Annotated in this window: 18 protein-coding genes; 8 read left to right on the forward strand and 10 right to left on the reverse strand. The window is 72.9% G+C overall.

The window, feature by feature from the left end; all coding sequences use genetic code 11:
* Positions 1 to 108 precede the first annotated feature (108 nt).
* Positions 109 to 792, forward strand: coding sequence for a hypothetical protein (locus ACICHK_RS06730; protein WP_406836184.1), 684 nt, complete (start codon positions 109 to 111; stop codon positions 790 to 792).
* 26 nt (positions 793 to 818) lie between these two features.
* On the opposite strand, the gene ACICHK_RS06735 is transcribed toward ACICHK_RS06730, so the two are convergent.
* Complete coding sequence (locus ACICHK_RS06735; RefSeq protein WP_406836185.1) at positions 819 to 1,595, reverse strand: cobalt-precorrin-6A reductase; 777 nt, start codon at positions 1,593 to 1,595, stop codon at positions 819 to 821.
* A gap of 284 nt (positions 1,596 to 1,879) precedes the next feature.
* On the opposite strand from ACICHK_RS06735, the gene ACICHK_RS06740 reads away from it, so the two are divergent.
* Complete coding sequence (locus ACICHK_RS06740) at positions 1,880 to 2,095, forward strand: dodecin (RefSeq protein WP_151466953.1); 216 nt, start codon at positions 1,880 to 1,882, stop codon at positions 2,093 to 2,095.
* A 46-nt stretch (positions 2,096 to 2,141) separates the two neighbouring features.
* Here the strand turns inward: ACICHK_RS06740 and ACICHK_RS06745 are convergent, their stop codons facing one another.
* A complete protein-coding gene (locus ACICHK_RS06745) occupies positions 2,142 to 2,633 on the reverse strand; it encodes a hypothetical protein (RefSeq protein ID WP_151466952.1) in 492 nt (163 codons plus the stop codon).
* 380 nt (positions 2,634 to 3,013) lie between these two features.
* Between ACICHK_RS06745 and ACICHK_RS06750 the strand changes: the two genes are divergently transcribed.
* Positions 3,014 to 4,363 (forward strand): jacalin-like lectin, encoded by a 1,350-nt coding sequence (locus tag ACICHK_RS06750; RefSeq protein ID WP_406836186.1) that lies wholly within the window; start codon positions 3,014 to 3,016, stop codon positions 4,361 to 4,363.
* Between the two features lie 179 nt (positions 4,364 to 4,542).
* Here the strand turns inward: ACICHK_RS06750 and ACICHK_RS06755 are convergent, their stop codons facing one another.
* Positions 4,543 to 5,094, reverse strand: coding sequence for an RNA polymerase sigma factor (locus ACICHK_RS06755; RefSeq protein WP_151466950.1), 552 nt, complete (start codon positions 5,092 to 5,094; stop codon positions 4,543 to 4,545).
* A gap of 46 nt (positions 5,095 to 5,140) precedes the next feature.
* On the opposite strand from ACICHK_RS06755, the gene ACICHK_RS06760 reads away from it, so the two are divergent.
* From ACICHK_RS06760 to ACICHK_RS06770, 3 genes are all read left to right on the forward strand, one after another.
* Positions 5,141 to 6,544 (forward strand): serine/threonine-protein kinase, encoded by a 1,404-nt coding sequence (locus ACICHK_RS06760; RefSeq protein WP_406836188.1) that lies wholly within the window; start codon positions 5,141 to 5,143, stop codon positions 6,542 to 6,544.
* A gap of 144 nt (positions 6,545 to 6,688) precedes the next feature.
* On the forward strand, positions 6,689 to 7,444 hold the full coding sequence (locus ACICHK_RS06765) for a DUF4232 domain-containing protein (protein WP_406836190.1): 756 nt from the start codon (positions 6,689 to 6,691) through the stop codon (positions 7,442 to 7,444).
* A gap of 192 nt (positions 7,445 to 7,636) precedes the next feature.
* Positions 7,637 to 8,893: a hypothetical protein gene (locus ACICHK_RS06770; RefSeq protein ID WP_406836191.1), complete on the forward strand. Its 1,257-nt coding sequence runs from the start codon at positions 7,637 to 7,639 to the stop codon at positions 8,891 to 8,893.
* Between the two features lie 37 nt (positions 8,894 to 8,930).
* On the opposite strand, the gene ACICHK_RS06775 is transcribed toward ACICHK_RS06770, so the two are convergent.
* The 3 genes from ACICHK_RS06775 to ACICHK_RS06785 form a co-directional block, all read right to left on the reverse strand.
* Positions 8,931 to 11,084 (reverse strand): ricin-type beta-trefoil lectin domain protein, encoded by a 2,154-nt coding sequence (locus ACICHK_RS06775; protein WP_406836192.1) that lies wholly within the window; start codon positions 11,082 to 11,084, stop codon positions 8,931 to 8,933.
* Between the two features lie 461 nt (positions 11,085 to 11,545).
* Positions 11,546 to 12,514 carry an aldo/keto reductase gene (locus tag ACICHK_RS06780; protein ID WP_406836193.1) on the reverse strand — a complete coding sequence of 323 codons (969 nt, stop codon included), beginning with the start codon at positions 12,512 to 12,514 and terminating at the stop codon, positions 11,546 to 11,548.
* Positions 12,515 to 12,593: 79 nt separating this feature from the next.
* Positions 12,594 to 13,367 carry a nuclear transport factor 2 family protein gene (locus tag ACICHK_RS06785; RefSeq protein WP_406836194.1) on the reverse strand — a complete coding sequence of 258 codons (774 nt, stop codon included), beginning with the start codon at positions 13,365 to 13,367 and terminating at the stop codon, positions 12,594 to 12,596.
* Between the two features lie 208 nt (positions 13,368 to 13,575).
* Here ACICHK_RS06785 and ACICHK_RS06790 point away from each other — a divergent pair, with 208 nt between their 5' ends.
* Both ACICHK_RS06790 and ACICHK_RS06795 read left to right on the forward strand, forming a co-directional pair.
* Positions 13,576 to 14,076 carry a methylated-DNA--[protein]-cysteine S-methyltransferase gene (locus ACICHK_RS06790; protein WP_406836195.1) on the forward strand — a complete coding sequence of 167 codons (501 nt, stop codon included), beginning with the start codon at positions 13,576 to 13,578 and terminating at the stop codon, positions 14,074 to 14,076.
* 148 nt (positions 14,077 to 14,224) lie between these two features.
* A complete protein-coding gene (locus ACICHK_RS06795) occupies positions 14,225 to 14,941 on the forward strand; it encodes a PH domain-containing protein (RefSeq protein WP_406836196.1) in 717 nt (238 codons plus the stop codon).
* A 20-nt stretch (positions 14,942 to 14,961) separates the two neighbouring features.
* On the opposite strand, the gene ACICHK_RS06800 is transcribed toward ACICHK_RS06795, so the two are convergent.
* The 4 genes from ACICHK_RS06800 to ACICHK_RS06815 form a co-directional block, all read right to left on the reverse strand.
* Complete coding sequence (locus ACICHK_RS06800) at positions 14,962 to 15,765, reverse strand: lysophospholipid acyltransferase family protein (protein ID WP_406841172.1); 804 nt, start codon at positions 15,763 to 15,765, stop codon at positions 14,962 to 14,964.
* A 266-nt stretch (positions 15,766 to 16,031) separates the two neighbouring features.
* Complete coding sequence (locus ACICHK_RS06805; RefSeq protein ID WP_406836197.1) at positions 16,032 to 16,802, reverse strand: GNAT family N-acetyltransferase; 771 nt, start codon at positions 16,800 to 16,802, stop codon at positions 16,032 to 16,034.
* Between the two features lie 263 nt (positions 16,803 to 17,065).
* A complete protein-coding gene (locus tag ACICHK_RS06810) occupies positions 17,066 to 17,815 on the reverse strand; it encodes a succinate dehydrogenase/fumarate reductase iron-sulfur subunit (protein ID WP_037617828.1) in 750 nt (249 codons plus the stop codon).
* Entirely contained in the window at positions 17,812 to 19,770 is a 1,959-nt protein-coding gene (locus ACICHK_RS06815; protein ID WP_406836198.1) for a fumarate reductase/succinate dehydrogenase flavoprotein subunit, read from the reverse strand. The genes ACICHK_RS06810 and ACICHK_RS06815 overlap by 4 nt, the downstream gene beginning before the upstream one ends.

Raw genomic sequence — 19,770 nt, forward strand, 5'->3', positions numbered from 1 at the left:
CAACCCCTTGGGCGCCCGGCGAGTCCTCTTGGGACCGGGCGACGTGCCCGGGACCCGCGATGTCGCCCCGGCGCTCACCCGGGTCGGGGAGAGGTCCGAAAGGGAGACATGACCAGACGGCTCCGGTGGAGTGCGGCGTGCGCGGCGGCGATGGCCGGCCTGGGCTGGTACCTGCTCGGGGGCTCGGCGGTGACGCACGGGGGCAAGGGGTGGGACATGGAGGTGACGGGGGACGCGCTCAAGGGCAGGAAGGGCGAAACGCTCACGGCCGACCTGTCCATGGACTTCCACGGCGCCCCCGTCCAGGCCCAGCTGGACGCCGAGAACTCCGTTCCGTTCGCCAGGGTCGAAGTGCGGTTTCCCGAGGGCGTGACCGTGCTGAGCGTTCCGGAGCTCTGCGAGCTCGGCAACAGCAGGACGAGAAAGCCCTTCTACCTGTGCGAGTACGGTCTGCTCACCACCGGCTTCGACGTCCCCATGCTCCGGGACGGGTTCCACGTGGACTTTCCCTTCGAGGTGCGGATCGACGACACCTCGGAGCTGGGCGGCGGCCGCCTACGTGTCGACGCCCCGGCGGAACGGCTGAAGGGCGACACCGATCCGGGGAACAGCACGGCTCCCATCACCGTCGAAGCCATCGGCGTGCCGGGCGGCTCCGGTCCGGCGGGCGGCTCCGGTCCGACGGCCTGGGCCGTCGCCGCCGTCGGCGGAGGAGCACTGGTGCCGGCCGGCCTCACCGCCTTCGTCCTCGTCCGTCGGCGCGGGTCCTCACCCGTCGAGGCCCGGGACTGAGCCGGCGTCGGCCGCGGCGAAGCGCGTCACGGTCCGGTGCGTCCCGGGAAGGCGTCCGGGCGGAGCCGCTCCGTGATCCAGTCGGTGGCCGTCCCGGGGTCCGTCACGACCGGGACACCGGCGGGGACCGGGGGTCTGCGCACGACGACCACCGGGAGCCCGGCCTCACGGGCCGCGGTCAGTTTCGGTGCGGTGGCCCGTCCGCCGCTGTCCTTCGTCACCACGACGTCGATGGCGTGGCGCAGGAGCAGTTCCCGTTCTCCCTGGAGCGTGAAGGGGCCGCGGTCGAGCAGTACTTCCATGCGGGCCGGAGCCGGCGTCCCCGGCGGGTCCACGGACCGTACGAGGAACCACAGGTCCTCCAGGGCCGCGAAGGCCGCCAGCCCCAGCCGGCCCGTGGTGAGGAAGACCCTGCGGCCCAGTGAGGGCAGGAGGCCGGCCGCTTCTTCCAGGGAGCCGGTCTCGTGCCAGACGTCGCCCTCGACCGGGGCCCAGCCGGGGCGCTGCAGGGCGAGCAGGGGGACACCGGTGGCGGCGGCCGCCCGCGCCGCGTTGAAGCTGACCGTTCCGGCGAAGGGGTGCGTGGCGTCGACGAACACGTCCACCCGGTGCTCGCGCAGCCACCGCGCCAGCCCTTCGGCGCCGCCGAAGCCGCCCACGCGCACCTCGCCGGGCGGCAGCCGGGGCACGCCCACCCGCCCGGCCAGCGAGTTCGTCACCCTGAGGTCCGGACGCGCCTCCGCCGCCAGGTTCTCGGCGAGACGGCGGGCCTCGGTCGTACCACCCAGGATCAGTACGTGCACGACGTCCGGTTCCCTTCCGCGGAGTGATGCGTGGACGGCGACGCCAGGGCCGGGCCGAGGACGGTCGCAGGGGCCAACTCAAGCACACCGCGGTCCTCGGCCCGGCCGGCCCGAGGACGTGCGCGGTGTCGCCGGGCGGGCGGGAATCGCCGGACGGGCCCTGGCGGGCCTCCGGGGCCGGTCCCGCATCACCCTGGTCACCCCGCCGTCTCGCGGAGCGCCACCCGGTGGGGCACCGTGGAACCACGCCTGGCACTCCCGCCACGGCGGAGAGGAGCAGCCGCATGTCCGAGCACACCTACCGGGTCACCGAGATCGTCGGGACCTCCCACGAAGGCGTCGACCAGGCCATTCGCAATGGGATCACCCGGGCCTCGCAGACCCTGCGCAACCTCGACTGGTTCGAGGTCACGCAGGTCAGGGGCCAGATCGAGAACGGGCGGATCGAGCACTACCAGGTCGGTCTGAAGCTCGGTTTCCGGCTGGAGGAGGCCGACTGACCCGACCCGCGCCCCGCGGGTCCGCCACACCCGCCGAGAACCTCCCTCAGGTCCGCCCCTCCCGTTCCTGCGCGTCCTTCAGCGCCGCCGACGCGGCCGCCCACCGTGCCCGTACGACCGTGAAGCCGGCCCGCTCCGCCTCCTCGCACACGAATTCGTCGTCGTCGACGAGGACGCGGACCTCCCGGTCGCGGGCCAGCCGGCGAAGGATCTCCAGCTTGGTGCGGCGGGCGGGCCTGCGGTCGTCGTTGCGCCGCATCCAGACGCGCCCCTCGGGCAGGCCGTGCTCGGCCAGCCAGTCCACGGTCGCCCGCCGGATCCGCTCGGGGCGGCCGGTCAGATAGACCACCTCGCACTCCCGCGCGCTGCTCAGCGCGAGCGCCACTCCCTCCGCGAGCGGCGGGTCCTCGGACGCCGCCGCGAAGAACCCGCTCCAGTCCCGCGGTACGCGCTCCAGGAACCGCTGCCGGTGCGCGGTGTCCGCGAGCGTGCCGTCCAGGTCGAACACGGCGAGTGGTCTGCTGCTCTGTTCCTTCACGCGGACCAGCCTAGACAGCGGCTCCGACAACGGACGGCCCGCAACACCCCTCCCCGGCAACGCGAAGAGGCGTGAACAAGCTCAACTTCCGTCTCTCCAGGCCCTGTTCACATCACCGGCAAGCCCTTACCGTGATAGCCCGCACAGCATGTCGCACAGCATCCGGTATTCCGAACCGAGTCGGCTCCGTCGACGCCCCCGGTCCACCACCCGACGCGCCACCTGCGGCACCTGCGGCACGGCGACCACCGGACGGCGCCCGCCGTGAACGACGGACCGCGGCGTTCGCGCGGGACACCACGTCCCACCGGACCGCGGGCCCGGCGCCGCCTCCTCGGTCGGTTCCCGACGTCCCTCCCCGTCCCCAGGAGACACCCCCGATGTCCCCACTCCGCAGACTTCTCGCCGGTGCCGCGGCGGCCGCCGCCGCGCTCGGCGGACTCACCGCGGCCGCGCCCCCCGCCGCGGCCGCCGACTCCGGCACCTTCAGCGTGCTCAGCCACAACGTCGCGGGACTGCCCGACGGCATCTCCAGCGCACCGACACCCCGTCAGTCCGCGACCACGGCGATCGGCGGGCTCATCGCCCCCTACGACGTCGTCCACGTCGAGGAGGACTTCAACTACCACGCGGCGCTGTACGCCGCCGACACCGCACACGCCCACCGCACTCCCACCAGCGGCGGCGCGGGCATCGGCAGCGGTCTCAACACCCTCTCGAAGATCCCGTACGACACCGACGACTTCGAGCGGATCGGCTGGAACTCCTGCCAGCTCGACTCCGGCGACTGCCTGACCCCCAAGGGCTTCACCTTCATGCGCGAACGCCTGGCCGAGGGCGTCTACGTCGACTTCTACAACGTGCACACCAACGCGGGCACCAGTACCGGCGACCTCGCCTCCCGCGCCGACAACCTGAACCAGCTCACCGCGTTCATCGCCACCCACTCCGCGGGGAACGCCGTCGTCGTCATGGGCGACACGAACACCCGCTACACCCGCTCCGGCGACACCATCGCGGAGTTCGCCGCCGCCAACGGGCTGACGGACGCCTGGGTCCAGACCGTCCGCGGCGGCACCGCGCCGGCCAAGGGGAGCGACGCCCTCGTCTGCGACCAGAGCGGCACCACCGTGCCCGACACCTGCGAGGTCGTCGACAAGATCCTCTACCGCGGCAGCAAGCTCGTCACGCTGAACGCCACGAGCTACCACAACGAGCACACGCGCTTCCTGACCTCCGACGGCCTGATGCTCTCCGACCACGATCCGATCACCGCGTCGTTCACCTGGTCGCGCGACACCGCCTTCCAGCTCAGCGACCAGTTCGGCGGGCCGCACGGCGACCACTTCAACGACATCGCCCGTGTGCCGGCCGGTGCCCGCGCCTCCGTCGTCTCCATCGGAAGCGGCTCACGGGTCGATCGGATGGGGCTGACGCTGAGCGACGGCACCACGTTCGCGCACGGCGGCACCGGCGGCACGACCGCCTCACTGACGCTCGGCAGCGGTGAGTACGTGACCTCGGCGCAGCTCTGCGAGGGCGCGAAGGGCGGTCACACCCGCATCTTCTACGCGAAGTTCACCACGAACCTCGGCCGCTCCCTGGCCGGGGGCACGACGACCTCGGACTGCGTGACCCGCACCGCGCCGAGCGGCCGGCAGATCGCCGGCTTCCACGGCCGCTCGGGGGACGAGGTCGACAAGATCGGTTTCATCTACACCCTGCGCTGACCGGGCGGCGGACCGCGAGCTCGTTCCCGCCGGGTTCCCGGACCCGGCGGGAACCCGGCGGGTCCGGGGACGAGCTGAACCCGCCAGCCCGTCAGCCGGTCAGCCGGTCAGCCGGTCAGCCGGTCAGCCGGTCAGCCGGTCAGCCGGTCAGCCGGTCAGCCGGTCAGCCGGTCAGCCGGTCAGGAAGCGTCGGACAGCCAGGGCCTGACCCTTCTGCGCGCCTCGTGCAGACGGGACTTGAGCGTTCCGAGCGGAACGCCGACGCGCTCCGCGGCCTCCGCGTACTCCAGCTGGCAGATGTCGCGGTAGACCAACGGCCCGACCAGATGCGGGTGTTCCCGTTCCAGGCGTTCCAGCGCCTCCAGGAGGTCGATCCTGGAACCCGCGATGACGCTCGTGGTGCGCGGGTCGACGTACCGCGCGGCGTCGACGGCCTCGGGCCGCTCGGCGGCCCGGCGCTTCAGCTCGCGGTACTTCTGCCGGGCGCAGTTGGCGACCACCGTGTACAGCCAGGTGCCGAACCGGCTTCTGCCCTCGAACGCCGTTATCCCGCGGGCGATCTGGAGCAGTACGTCCTGGGCCGCCTCCTCGGCGTCCTCGCGGCAGGGCAGAAAACGCCCGCACCGCCGCACGACCTCGGGCCGGATCCGCCGGAGCAGCACGTCGAGCGCCTCCGGGTCACCGGCCGCCGCCTTCCGCGCGAGCTCCTCGGTCTCCGCCGCGTCCCCCACCTGGAGCTCCCCTCGATGCCGGCCAGAGGCCAGGCATGATAGTCGTATGCACCCTTTGGAGCGGATCGGCCGTTACCGCCTCGAACGGCGCCTGGGCGCCGGTGGTTTCGGCGTGGTCTGGCTCGCCCACGACGACGTTCTCGACGCGGCCGTCGCGGTCAAGGTGCTCACCGAGAACTGGACCGACCGCCTGGACGTCCGGGAACGCTTCCTCTCCGAGGCCCGGTTGCTGCGCAAGGCCGACTCCAGCCGGGTCGTCCAGGTCTACGACATCGGTGAACTCCCCGATGGCAGGCCCTACTTCGTCATGGAGTACGCGGACGGAGGCACCCTCGCCGACCGGATCGAAGCCGGGCCGCTGCCCGTGGCGGAGGCATTGCGCCTGACGGCGCTGGCGGCACGGGGCGCCGTCGCACTGCACGCGGCCGGGATCGTGCACCGCGACATCAAGCCGTCCAACGTGCTGCTGCGCAGCACACCGGGCGGATCCGACCGGGTGCTGCTGGCCGACCTCGGGCTGGCCAAGAGCCTGGCCCAGGCCTCCGGACTCACCGTCGCGGCGGGCTCGGCCGGCTACACCCCGCCCGAGCAGGCCCGGCCCGGTTCCGGCATCGACGAGCGGGCCGACGTGTACAGCCTGGGTGCCCTCGGCCACCACCTCGTCACCGGTTCGGTTCCGGGTCCGCCCGGGAAGGTCGAACGCCCCGACCGGCTCCGTACGGGCGTCGGTCCGGACGTCGGACGGGCGCTGCTGCGCGCCATGGAACCCGACCGGGAGCGGCGCTGGCCCAGCGCGGACGCCTTCGCCGCGGAGCTCGAACGGCTGGCCGGGGAGGCCGAGGAGTCCGGGGACGAAGGTGTCCCCGCGCCCCGGCGGAACCGGTGGCTCCGGCGCAACCCGCTCCTCGTGTCCGCCGGTGTCGCCGTGGCCTGCGCCGTCGGCGTCACCGCCGTCCTGCTGGCGGACGGGCCCGGCGCGAGGACCCTGCCGGTCGCGGACCGCACGGGCCGGATCAGCGTCGAGGTACCCGCGGCCTGGGGCGGACAGCTGCGCGACTCGGGGTGGAACCCGCGGTCGCTGGGGCTCCGGGACGGCACCGAACCCGGTCTCGTCGTCGCGGACCGCCTGGCGAGCTGGCCGGACCTCCGGGCCGGCGTCGACGGGGCCTTCGTCGGACTCAGCGAGCACGGCGACGTGACCGGTGGGGTCCGCGCCATCACGCACCCGGGATGCCGCTACACCGGAAGCCGCGCCTATTCGGGCGCGCGCTGGCACGGGCTGATACGGACCTGGGACGGCTGTGCGGGCACGGACGGCCGGCTCACCGAGGCCGCGCTGACCGCGGCGGGGAGCGGCGGACGGCCCCAGGTGTACGTCCAGATCCGCCAGGAGAGCGGCGACGACGGCACGGCCGACGGTGTCATCGACTCCCTGCGCGTCGAGGCCTGACCCCGGGGGGACGGGACCCGGCGGAATTCGTCGGGGATCCCGAGAACTTTTCGGTCCCCGGGCGCATCCAAGAGGAGTGACGAGGGGTGACACGCCCCGCGCATGGGTGATGAGCTCGTACGGAGACTCGCAAGGAGTGGTGACATGTCGACCTTCTCGCGCACGGTGGCGGACACGGACCGGACCGGCGCGGTGTCCGCGCACCGCGCTTCACCCACCGCCCGGCGGGCCGCGCTGCTCGTGGGCGTCGCCCTGCTGAGCCTGCTGACCGCCTGCAACGACGGCACCCCGCAGGGCTCTCCGAAGACCGTTCCCGGCACGGCCGGACCGGCTTCCGGCGACACGGGCACGAAGGCGGGCTCGACCCCGGCGGCCAGCCCGGCCGCGAGCACCCCGTCGAAGAAGACGGGGACCGGGACGGGAAGCGGATCCGCCCCGGCCACGGCCACGGCCACGACCGGCTCGGGGAGCGGCGGCGGCAGCGGGCGCTGCCACACCTCGGAGCTGCGCGCCTCCGTCGGCCGCAACGATCCCGGAGCGGGGCAGGAGAACTTCCCCGTCGTCCTGACCAACAGGTCCGGGCGCACCTGCACCGTGCGCGGCTACCCCGGCGCGGCCTTCGTCGACGCGTCCGGCAAGCAGCTCGGGCCCGACCCCCGGCGGTCCCCGGGCACGCCGACGACGGTCGTGCTCGCCCCCGGGCACAGCGCGTGGTCGGGCCTCACCTTCTCCAATCCGGGGATCAGCGGCGCGGCCACGGCGACCCCCGCCTCGCTGATCGTCACGCCGCCCGACGAGCTGGACTCCCTGACGGTGGCGTGGACGCAGGGCGAGGTGCCCGTGTCCGGCAACGCGTCGTCGGTCCGTCTGACGGTCCTCAGCCCCGGGACCGCCCCCTGACCGTACACGCGTACCACCCGCCTCCCGAATCGCACGGTTTGTCACAGAACGGCAACGTGTCCCGCCCGCCGCGACCCTTTCCGGGGTTTCGCGCATCCCACCGTTTGACGCACCCCGTCAACGGCGCGTCGTACTGACGGAGGTACCGGCCCCACGGCCCGGGCCGGTGCCGGAGCATCGGGGGGACGGATCATGAGCGGTGTCTCACGCAGGCGACTGCTGACCGCGACGGCTTCGGCGGGCGCGCTGGGAGCCCTCGCGGCCTGTTCGGCCAGGGACTGGTCCATGGGAGGCGGTGGCGACGGCTCGGCGCGGCTCCGGACGGTCAGGCCGATCGGTGACGGCTCCACGGCGGACACCGGAGCCCAGCCGAAGCAGCCGAGGGCAAAGCGGCTGGAGCCCGGTGAACGCCCCCCGCAGTTCGTCGTCTTCTCCTGGGACGGCGCGGGTGAGCTGAGCAACAGGCTGTTCTCCCGCTTCCGCAAGGTCGCCGCCGACCACGGGGCGTCGATGACCTTCTTCCTCAGCGGCATATACACCCTGCCCGAGTCGAAGAAGCACCTCTACCACCCGCCGCGGCACCCCGTCGGCGCCTCCGCGATCGGCTACCTCTCCGACCGGCACATCCACGCGACGCTCCAGCAGATACGCGCGGCCTGGCTGGAGGGCCACGAGATCGGCACGCACTTCAACGGTCACTTCTGCGGCCCGGACGGGGTCCGCCGCTGGTCGCCCGCCGAGTGGCGCAACGAGATAACGCAGGCGAAGAAGTTCGTCACCGAGTGGCGGACCAACACCGGCTTCACCGACCTGGAACCGCTGCCGTTCGACTACGAGAAGGAGCTGACCGGCGGCCGCACCCCCTGCCTGGAGGGCCAGTCGAACCTGCTGCCGACCGCCGCCGCCCTCGGCTGGACGTACGACGCCAGTTCGCCCGGCGGACTCCAGATGTGGCCCTCCAAGGTGCAGGGCGGCAGGATCTGGGACTTCCCGCTCCAGTCCATCCCCTTCCCCGGCCACTCCTTCCAGGTCCTGTCGATGGACTACAACCTGATGGCCAATCAGTCGAACGCCGACCCGCTCGGCGACCGCACCCGCTACGACGCCTGGCGCGCGCAGGCCCGCGACAGCTATCTCGCCGGATTCCGGCGCGCCTACGAGAGCAACCGGGCCCCGCTCTTCATCGGCAACCACTTCGAGCGCTGGAACGGCGGCATCTACATGGACGCCGTCGAGGAGTCCCTCTCCCGGATGGCGGGCCACGACGACGTCCGCATGGTCTCCTTCCGCCAGCTCGTGAAGTGGCTGGAGGCCCAGGACCCCGCGGTCCTGCGGAAGTTGCGCACGCTCGGCCCCGGGCAGTCGCCGCTCGGCGGCTGGGCCGAGTTCCTGGGCACGGCCGGCGCGGCGGATCCCGCCGCCTCGTCCTCCGGCACCGCCTCGTCCTGAGGGGTCCGCACGACGGGGGCCGCCGGAGTCCGTGGCGTCACCGGCGGCCTCCCCGGCCCCCTCCGCCGAACGATCCGTAACCGCCGGAACCGGAGCCCGTACCGTATCCGCCCTCCCGGACCGAGCCGCCCGGTCCGTCCCCGGAGCAGGGGGCGGACACGGAGGAGCAGGAGGTACCGGACGGTTCCGCGGACGGAGTGCCGGGGGTCGCGGCCGTCGCGGTGGGCGTCCGGGTGCCGGCCGGTGCCGTCGCGGGCTCGGACGGCTTTCCCGTGGTGGAACCCCTCGCGTCGCCCTTCGTGGAGTCCCAGTTGACGACCTCCAGCTGGAGCGAGGGCGACGAGGTGTCGAACGTCCAGTGCTGGACCGGCTCGTCCTCGCGGAGTTTGAGGACGAGCGCCGACTCCCCCTCGGCCGCCGCGGGGGCGAGGGCCAGCTCCTGGTCCCAGCGCGGCACGAGCAGGCCCCGGAGGGTGAAGTCGTAGCGGACGTTCTCGGCGGCGGGCTTCGACGAGCCCGCGCAGGCGGCCAGTTGGACGGAATAGCCCAGGTGCGAGTCGAGGCACAGGCTCGGGTGGTCCGCGTCGCGCAACAGGCCGTCCGTCGCGTACGACCACTGCGTCGCCGACTCCGAGGAGCACGGGACGAGCCGGGCCTCGGCACCGCTCGCGGGCTTCGCCGCGACGAAGCCGACGCACAGCCCGGTCGCGGCGTTGCGCAGCCTGCCGCGCACGGTGCCGTCCTTCTTCTCCCCGGTCCGGGTCCACGACGGGTTCGTGCCCCGGCTCGGCGCCGCGGAGGAGTGGCCGCCGGCCGTGTCGTGCCGGCCGTCGAAGTCCGCGTCGGCCGCCCACAGGATCAGCGGGACCGTGATCAGCGCGCTGACGGTCAGCACGGCGAGGGCCACGTTGCGGCGTCCCGGCGCGCGCCGGGACGCCTTGCGTCCGGCGGCCCTGCGGGACGCGCGTGTGCCGGTGCGGGGCGCGGCCCGGCGGCGCGAGGGGCGGTCGTCCCCGCCGGGTGCCGGAGCGTCCTGCCCGGACGGGGCCACCGGCTGCGCCGCGGTGGTCCCGTGGGCCGCGGACGGGGTGCCGGGGCGGGGAGAGCCGTCCGGCGCGGTGCGCGGGGGAAGACCGGGCGGGCGGGTGTCGTCGGCGTCGGGCCGGAACTCGACGATCCCGGGGGTTTTGGCAGCCGGGCCGGTACCGGTGCCGAAGGAGGCACCACCGCCTCCGCCGGTGGGAGCCGGACCGGCGCCGGCTCCCGTGGCTCCGTCCGCGACGGCCTCGCCGAGGGCGTCCGCGGGTCCGCCGTCGTGGGCGGGGCCGCTCCGGTCGCCCTGGGACTCCAGGGCCGCCGCGGCCCGCTCCCACCGCGAGGCCACGTAGGCGCGCGCGCCCCAGCCGAGCACCGCCTCGGCGAGCGGGACGGCGAGTTCGCCGTTGAACACGCTCAACTGGTCCGCCGCGTGACGGCAGTGGCCGCACTCGTCCATGTGGGCGCGCAGGTCGGGGTCGAGGCCGATGCCGCCGCGCCGGAAGGAGACGTCGAGCATGCGGTGGTAGCGGCGGCACTCCTGGCTGGGGGCGAGTTCGTGGTGGATCTCCAGACAGCCCTGGCGCAGACGTTCCCTGGCCCGCTCCAGTTCGGTGACCGCGTCCTCGGGGAAGATCCCCAGCAGGGCGGCGGGCACCTCCGGGCGTTCGGCCTCCACCTCCCCGTGCCACAGCAGGCAACGGGCCGGTTCGGGCAGCCGCTGGAACGCCCGGGAGATCAGACGTCTGTTCTCGGGCGGAAGCAGCCGGGCCGCCGCCCCGCCTTCCCCGCCGGCTTCGGCGAGGAGCCCGGGATCGAGCAGTTCGCGTCGCTGGTCCGCGTACCACTCGGCCGCCATGCGGCGGACGGTGACGAGCAGCTGGGGCCGCCAGGCGGCGCTCGGCCCGCTCTGGTGCAGCGAATCCCCGAACAGGCGCGTGAATGAGGCGGTGGTGAGCATTCCGGCGGGACGCACACCGCCGGTGCACAGCCGCGCGTAAGAGAACACCGCCTCCCAGTGGCGGTCCAGGAGTTCTCCGACGGGATAGTTCGCGGGTGCGCCTCCCTGCCTCTTCAGCTCGGCCGCGAGCCGTTCATCCGACACCTCGAACCAGCGGTCGGGGCCGGACGAATGAGACAGCGTTCCGTCATTCACGTCCGCTTTCCTCCCATAGGCAGCGCGGCAGATAGTCCATACCAATGGGTATGTAGACCACCCGACGGAACCGGAGGGCCTACCCATGGGGGTGGCGTCGCGAACGACCACCTCCGGCAGCCCTTTCGGGCAGGAGTGAGCGGGCGCGCCGCACGCGCGCAGAACGAAGCCACTATTGTCTGCACGCCGACAACGCACACCATTGCACAGAGCGACGAGCGGTAACAAGCGATCCCGGATTTTCTCCTAATGCGGCCCCACCGCGAATATTGACCGAATGTCAGTCAGCCCGCTCCAAAAGAAATTCGAAAACCCGGCGCTCCGACCTTCCGTCCCGAAGCCTCCACAATGGGAGCGCTCTCACGCGCTCATCCGAGCACCTTTCCGCACGGAATTCCCGTCACCCCGGCACGGGCCCCCCGGGGTTCCGGCCGAACGACGCGGAGCGCTCCCGGCGGACGTCAGTGACCGCTGATCGCCCGGGGGGTGTACGACCGTTCCAGTTCCTCGGTCTCCTTGTCCGAGAGTTCCAGATCGAGCGAGGCGACCGCGTCGTCGACGTGTCCCGCCCTGGTGGCGCCGACGATGGGCGCGGTCACCCCGTCGCGCCGCAGCAGCCAGGCCAGCGCGACCCTGGCGCGCGGCACGTCGCGCTCGGCGGCGATGCGGGCGACCGCGTCGACGATCTCGCGGTCGCCCTCCTGGTACAGCTTCCGGCCGAACGCGTCGCCCCGGCTGCGCTCGGTGGCCGTGTCCCAGTCGCGGGTGAGCCGGCCGCGGGCGAGCGGACTCCACGGCAGGACGCCGACGCCCTGGTCGGCGCAGAGCGGCAGCATCTCGCGCTCCTCCTCGCGGTAGAGGAGGTTGTAGTGGTTCTGCATGGAGACGAAGCGGGTCCAGCCGTGCAGCGTGGCCGTGTACTGGGCCTTGGAGAACTCCCACGCGTACATCGAACTCGCCCCGATGTAACGGGCCTTGCCTGTCTTGACCACGTCGTGCAGCGCCTCCATCGTCTCCTCGACGGGGGTGCGCCGGTCGAAGCGGTGGATCTGGTAGAGGTCGATGTAGTCGGTGCCGAGGCGGCGCAGGCTGTTGTCGATCTCCGTCATGATCGCCTTGCGGGACAGGCCGCGGCCGTTGGGGCCCTCGTGCATGGCGCCGTGGACCTTGCTGGCGACGACGATCTCGTCGCGGCGCGCGAACTCGCCGAGCGCCCGCCCCACGATCTCCTCGCTGGTGCCGTCCGAGTACACGTTCGCCGTGTCGAAGAAGGTGATCCCGGCCTCCAGTGCCCGGCGGATCAAGGGACGCGAGGCCTCCTCGTCGAGGGTCCATTCGTGGACGCCCCGGCCGGGCAGGCCGAAACTCATGCAGCCGAGGCAGATCCGGGAGACGTCCAGACCCGTCGAACCGAGTTTCACGTACTGCATGCTCACTCCTGCTCTCGCTGCCGGTGGGGATGGGGAGATCCGAGGACGGATCCCTGCCCGCCGCGGACACCCGGCAGCCCTACTCCACCGGGGCTTCGACGTCGTCGTACACCCGCGCCGACACGATCAGGCCATCGCCGCCGCGGGCGCAGACCGCGAGACCCGGCTGCGGGGGCAGATCGGCGTCGCCCCAGCGGTCGCAGATGTACTCGAACGCGCTGCGGGTGCCGTCCTCGGTCACGGTGCACAGCTTGAGCGGGATACCGCCGCCCGTGGAGAAGAAGGTGTCGTAGAGCTCGGTCAGCTCCTTGGTCCCGGTGTGCCGGGACGTGTCGTCGGCCGGCCCGCGGAAGGAGCCGTCCGGCCCGAAGACGGCGACGACCGCCGCGGTGTCCCCCGCGTCCAGGGCCGCCTTGTAGACGCCCACCACGTCGGAGGGGCGCGCCAGCGGGTCCGGCGGCACCATCGGCCGGCGCACCACGTGCCGGCCGAGCAGCGGCAGGCGGGAGTGGTGGATCCGCACCGGCAGCGCGGAGGCGAGGTCCACCGCGGCGGCCACGGGCAGCCCGATGCGCTTCCCGCCCGCGCCCTCCAGGCGCACCACCCACTCCCCCACCGCCCGCCGCTCGCCGAGCGTGACGGCGACCTCCTCGATGTCCGCCCCGTGCTCCGCCCGCCAGGTGTCCTGCACGGCCAGCCAGGCCTCCAGGACCACGACACCGCTGATCCGGCCGGCCTCCGGGTCGTCGAGGGCGACGGGCACGGTGGCCTCCGCCGGATCGCGCAGGGCGTCGGCGAGCTCGGCGTCGCCGAGCCGGTCGACGAGGTCGGGGATCTGCGGGATCCAGACCATGGGGACTCCTGGGCCGTGCGGAGTGGTCGACTTCGATCGTGTGCCCGCACCGGCCCCGGCGCGACCCCAGCGGACGGGAGGGCGCGTCCCGTACGGCCGCGCCGGACCCCGCCGTCAGCGCTCTGTCCGAATCCCGCCGGACGGAAGACCGCGCAGGGCGCACTGTTGGGGGTGAACACGCTGTGAGACCTCGGAAAGGACCGGACCGATGACGGTCTACACGACCATGGACAGCCCGCTCGGCCGACTGCTGCTGGTGGGTGAGGAGTCCGCCACCGCCAAGGGCGGCACCGCGCTCGCCGCGCTGTCCGTGCCGGACCAGAAGCACGGCGCGGTCGTCCAGGAGGGCTGGCGCGAGGACGCGGACGCCTTCCGGGAGATCGTCTCCCAGCTGCGCTCGTACTTCGACGGCCGGCTGACCGCCTTCGACATCGAGTACGTGCCGAGCGGCAGCGACTTCCAGCGGCGCGTCTGGAAGGCTCTGGAGACCGTCCCGTACGGCACCACGGTCAGCTACGGGGAGGTCGCCGCGCGGATCGGCGCCTCCAGGGCCGCGGTCCGTGCCGTCGGCACGGCGCTCGGGGCGAACCCGCTGCTGATCGTCCGCCCCTGCCACCGTGTGATCGGCGCGAGCGGGGCGCTCACCGGCTACGCCGGGGGCCTGGAGCGCAAGCGGCGGCTCCTGGACCTGGAGAACGTGCCGTCCTGAAGGAGGACCCGGAAAGGGGGCCCACGCGTCGGGGACGAGCACCCGTCGTCCATCGCGTGAGGCGTCAAACAGCCCTCGACACAAGGGATTTGAAGCCACACCATGGTGTTGCGGCAAGGGCCGGAACAGTCGGGGCAGGGTGGTGGGCATGGGGTACGAGAGGCTGCCGCGTGAGTACCGGTTGAAACGGTCCAGGATGCGTCTGTTCCTCTGGGTGATCGCGATGGGCACGGTGAGCGTGGCACTGACGCTGCTGAGCGCGGACGACCTGCCCACCTCGTTCACGTACCCCTTCCTCGCCCTGTGGGTGGCGCTGATGGGCTGGCTCTTCCACGCCACCCTGCGCTGTTCCACCACGGCGGACCTCAAGGCGATCCATGTACGGGCCATGTTCAAGCGGCGCCGGCTGGCCTGGGAGGACGTCCAGGGCATCAGGGCCGAGCGGAATCCGGGCGCGGCATTGCAGGAGAACGCGCCCGACGTACTGGTGTACGCCTTCGGCCGGAACGGCAGGAAGGTGCTGCTGCCCTTCCTCGACGACCTGCACGTGAACGTGGAGCGCGAGGTCGCGGTCCTGCTGGAGGCCTGGGAGGAACTCCGCGGCGAGGACTGGACGCCCGACCCCGTGGCCGCCGCCCGCATCGACCGGCACGACGCGCGCCACGGCGCGATGCTGAACGCCTTCGCCGTCACGATGATGGCGTTCGTCCCGCTGATGGTGGCGGCGCTGCTGCCGCTCTTCGTGGACATGCCCGGATGGCTGGAGTCGGTGCTGCATCCGTTCGTGGCGCTGGGGGTGGGCCTGCCGCTGGTCTTCGCGCTGACCGCGGTCACCACGTACCGCCGGCGGATGCGCGACGGCTGAGGGACGCCGGCACACGCGCCTCAGAGGTGCGCCCCGGAAGGTGGGCCGGGCTCGTGCGCGCGGCCCTGTGCCGCCCCGGCCAGGGACCGGCGGTCGGGGTGGCTGCCCGCCGGGAGCGGGGGCCGCAGCCCGACCTCGGCCACCAGACCGCGCGCCGACACCACGCGCCACAGCGAGGCGAGCAGCGAGTCCTCGCCGACGAACGCGGGCGCGGTGCTCGTCGCTCCGTCGGCGGACCGGTACCGGATGCTCACCGGCTGGACCGGCACACCGGCGTCCAGCGCGGCCTGGAAGAGGGCCCTGCGGTAGCGGCCCCGGGCCCGGCCGCACCAGGTGCTGCCCTCCGGGAACGCGGCGACGGCCGAGCCGCCGCGCAGGACCGCGGCGATCCGCTCCACCGTGCCGGGCAGGGCGCGCAGCCGGTCGCGGTCGATGAAGAGCGTGCCGCCGCGGGCCGCCAGCGCGCCCGCCACGGGCCAGCCGCGCACCTCGGCCTTGGCGACCATCCGCGCCGGGCGGACGGCGGCGAGCAGCGGGATGTCCAGCCACGAGACGTGGTCGGACACGATCAGGACTCCGCCGGTGGGCCGCGCGGCTCCGGTGATCCGCGTCCGGACCCCGGCCGTGCGCACCACGGCCAGGCACCAGCGGCGGATCCACTTCTGGCGCGACGGGTCCCGCAACCGTGCGATCAGCGGGACCAGGGCGACCCCGAGGGCGACCACGGCCAGCAGCGCGGCGAGCCGCAGGAGGGCGCGCGGCACGCCCGTCCAGGGGCGCCCGGACTCCACGCAGTCGCGCGGTGAGCAGGGCGCGGTGGGCAGCCAGGCACTGGCCGCCCGGGCCGGTCCGGCGCCGGGCCGCCCGCCCCGTACGGATCGGACGCCGGGCCGCGGGGCACGGGCGGGACCGGCTCCGGGCCGCGGGTCCTGGACGGGACCGGTGCTGGGCCGCAGGGCCTCGGCGGGACCGGTGACGGGCCGTCCGGGCGCCGGGACGGCGTCGGCGGGCACCGCCGCCCCCGGTCCTCCGCCGGACCGGGGACGGCGGAGGGCCGGCGGGCGCGGTGCTCCGGTGCGGGGCGTTCTCATCAGGCGGGGACGAGCGAGAGGAAGTGCCGCAGGTAGCGCGGGTTGACCCGGCGCATCGACAGCAGCACGTACAGGTCGGCGACCCCGAAGTCCGTGTCGTGCGCGGGCTCGCCGCACACCCAGGCGCCGAGGCGCAGATAGCCGCGCAGCAGCGGGGGCAGTTCGGTGCGGGCGGGGCGGGCGACGCCCTCGGCGCTCCAGGGCAGCAGCGGGCGGACGCGGAACTCCTCGGGAGCCAGGTGCTTGGCCCGCACCCGGTCCCAGGTGCCCGCGGCGAGGGTGCCGCCGTCGGCGAGCGGTACGGAGCAGCAGCCGGCGAGCCATTCGTGGCCGCCGTCGACCATGTAACGGGCTATCCCGGCCCAGATCAGGCCGATGACGGCGCCGTCGCGGTGGTCGGGGTGGACGCAGGAGCGGCCGACCTCGACCAGTCCGGGGCGTATTCCGGCCAGCGGGCCGAGGTCGAACTCGCTCTCGGAGTAGAGCCGTCCGGCGACCGCGGCGCGCTCGGGCGGCAGCAGCCGGTAGGTGCCGACGACCTGGCCGCTCTCCGTGTCGCGGACCAGCAGGTGGTCGCAGTACGCGTCGAAGGCGTCGATGTCGAGACCGGGCTGCGGGGTGTTCAGGAGGGCGCCCATCTCCCCGGCGAAGACGTCGTGGCGGAGCCGTTGTGCGGCCCGGACGTCGGCCTCGTCGCGGGCCAGGGTGACGGTGTAGCGGGTGGGGGCGACGGGCTGGGGCGGGCTGTCGAGGGTGGAAACGCCGGTCATGGCACTCTCCTGGTCACGGGCCGGTTCGGCGAGGGGGGACCCCGTGCTCGAGGGGAGTCGCGAGCCCGGGGAGGCAGGCCGGATCCGAACGGTCTGCGCGCTCCTGTTCTTCCGACGCCGGTTGGCGCTTGCGTGACCAGTGCCAGGAGGGCGGATGTGGGGATGCTGAATGACAGGGGTGTCCCTGAAAGCGAGACGGGACCGGGGCGTGAGCACCACACCCGGTCCCGCCCGTCCGCACCGTACGGCGAACGACTTCGGCCTTAACGCCGGCCCGCCTTGCGGGTGGCGCGCAGCCACTCCTTGTTCATGGCGGTGATGGAGAACAGCGGGATGCCCTTGGGGCAGGCGGTCGCGCACTCCCCGGTGAGGGTGCAGCCGCCGAAGCCCTCCTCGTCCATCTGTCCCACCATGTCGAGGACGCGGGTCTCGCGTTCGGGGGCGCCCTGCGGCAGCACGTTCAGGTGGTTGATCTTGGCCGAGGTGAACAGCATGGCGGCGCCGTTCGGGCAGGCCGCCACGCAGGCGCCGCAGCCGATGCACTCGGCGTGCTCGAAGGCGAAGTCGGCGTCGGGCTTGGGCACGGGGGTGGCGTGCGCCTCGGGCGCGGCACCGGTCGGGGCGGTGATGTAGCCGCCGGCCTGGATGATCCGGTCGAAGGCGGAGCGGTCGACCACGAGGTCCTTGACGACCGGGAAGGCGGCGGCCCGCCACGGCTCGACGTCGATCGTGTCGCCGTCGCGGAAGGAGCGCATGTGCAGCTGGCAGGTGGTGGTGCGCTCCGGGCCGTGCGCGTCGCCGTTGATGACGAGGCTGCACGCGCCGCAGATGCCCTCGCGGCAGTCGTGGTCGAAGGCGACGGGGTCGTCGCCGGCGAGGATGAGTTCCTCGTTGAGGGTGTCGAGCATCTCCAGGAAGGACATGTCGGCCGAGATGCCGTCCACCTCGTACGTGGACATCGCTCCGTCGGCGTCGGCGTTCTTCTGCCGCCAGACGCGCAGGGTGAGCTTCATGCGTAGCTCCGCTGGGTGGGGTGGACGTACTCGAAGACCAGGTCTTCCTTGTGCAGGACGGGAGCGGTGCCGGTGCCGGTGAACTCCCAGGCGGCCGCGTACGAGAACTCCTCGTCGCGGCGGGCCGCCTCGCCGTCGGGGGTCTGGGACTCCTCGCGGAAGTGGCCGCCGCAGGACTCGGCGCGGTTCAGCGCGTCGAGGCACATCAGCTCGGCGAGTTCGAGGTAGTCGACGATCCGGTTGGCCTTCTCCAGCGACTGGTTGAACTCCTCTCCGCTGCCGGGCACCTTGATCCGCCGCCAGAACTCCTCGCGGATCTGCGGGATGCGCTCCAGGGCCTTGCGCAGTCCGCTCTCCGTGCGGGCCATGCCGCAGAGCTCCCACATGAGTTCGCCCAGTTCGCGGTGGAAGGAGTCGGGGGTGCGGTCGCCGTCGACGGCGAGCAGGAGCCGCAGCCGGTCCTCGGTCTCGGCCAGCACCTCCTGGACGGCGGGGTGTTCGTCGTCCAGGCCGTCGTCGGCACGGTGCGGGTTGCGGGCCAGGTAGTCGTTGATCGTGGACGGCAGGACGAAGTAGCCGTCCGCGAGCCCCTGCATGAGGGCGGAGGCGCCGAGCCGGTTCGCGCCGTGGTCGGAGAAGTTGGCCTCGCCGATGGCGAACAGGCCGGGGACGGTGGTCTGGAGGTCGTAGTCGACCCACAGTCCGCCCATCGTGTAGTGCACGGCGGGGTAGATCCGCATGGGCACGGTGTACGGGTCCTCGGCGGTGATCCGGGCGTACATGTCGAAGAGGTTGCCGTACTTCTCCTCGACGGCCGCACGGCCCATGCGGCGAATGGCGTCGGCGAAGTCGAGGTAGACGCCCTGGCCGCCGGGGCCCACCCCCCTGCCCTCGTCGCAGACGTTCTTGGCGGCGCGGGAGGCGATGTCGCGGGGCACGAGGTTGCCGAAGGAGGGGTAGATGCGCTCCAGGTAGTAGTCGCGCTCGTCCTCGGGGATCTCGTTCGGCGGACGGGTGTCGCCGTGCGCCTTCGGGACCCAGATGCGGCCGTCGTTGCGCAGCGACTCGCTCATCAGCGTGAGCTTGGACTGGTGGTCGCCGGTGCGCGGGATGCAGGTGGGATGGATCTGGGTGAAGCAGGGGTTGGCGAAGTACGCGCCGCGCCGGTGGGCCCGCCAGATGGCGGTGGCGTTGGAGTTCATGGCGTTGGTCGACAGGTAGAAGACGTTGCCGTAGCCGCCGCTGGCGAGGACGACGGCGTCCGCGAAGTAGGTGTCGATCCGCCCGGTGATCAGGTCGCGGGCCACGATGCCGCGCGCCCGTCCGTCCACGACGATCAAGTCCAGCATCTCGGTGCGCGGGTGCATCTCGACGTTCCCGGCGGCGATCTGCCGGGACAGCGCCTGGTAGGCGCCGAGCAGGAGCTGCTGACCGGTCTGGCCGCGGGCGTAGAAGGTGCGCGAGACCTGGACGCCGCCGAAGGAACGGGTGTCGAGCAGGCCGCCGTACTCGCGCGCGAACGGCACGCCCTGGGCGACGCACTGGTCGATGATCTCGACCGAGATCTGCGCCAGGCGGCGGACGTTGGACTCGCGCGCCCTGAAGTCGCCGCCCTTGACGGTGTCGTAGAAGAGGCGGTGCACGGAGTCGCCGTCGTTGCGGTAGTTCTTCGCGGCGTTGATGCCGCCCTGCGCGGCGATCGAGTGGGCCCGGCGCGGGGAGTCCTGGTAGCAGAACTGGACGACGTGGTAGCCCTGTTCGGCGAGCGTGGCGCCCGCGGAGCCGCCCGCGAGGCCGGTGCCGACGACGATCACGGTGTGCTTGCGGCGGTTGGCCGGGTTGACCAGTCCGGCCTCGAACCGGCGCCTGTCCCAGCGCTCCTCGACCGGTCCGGCCGGTGCCTTGGTGTCGGCGACCGGCTCCCCGGTCGTGAAGTGGGCGTATTCGGAGGTCAT

Origin of the sequence: Streptomyces sp. AHU1 (assembly GCF_045343905.1) — a bacterium.
Classification (GTDB): domain Bacteria; phylum Actinomycetota; class Actinomycetes; order Streptomycetales; family Streptomycetaceae; genus Streptomyces; species Streptomyces triticiradicis.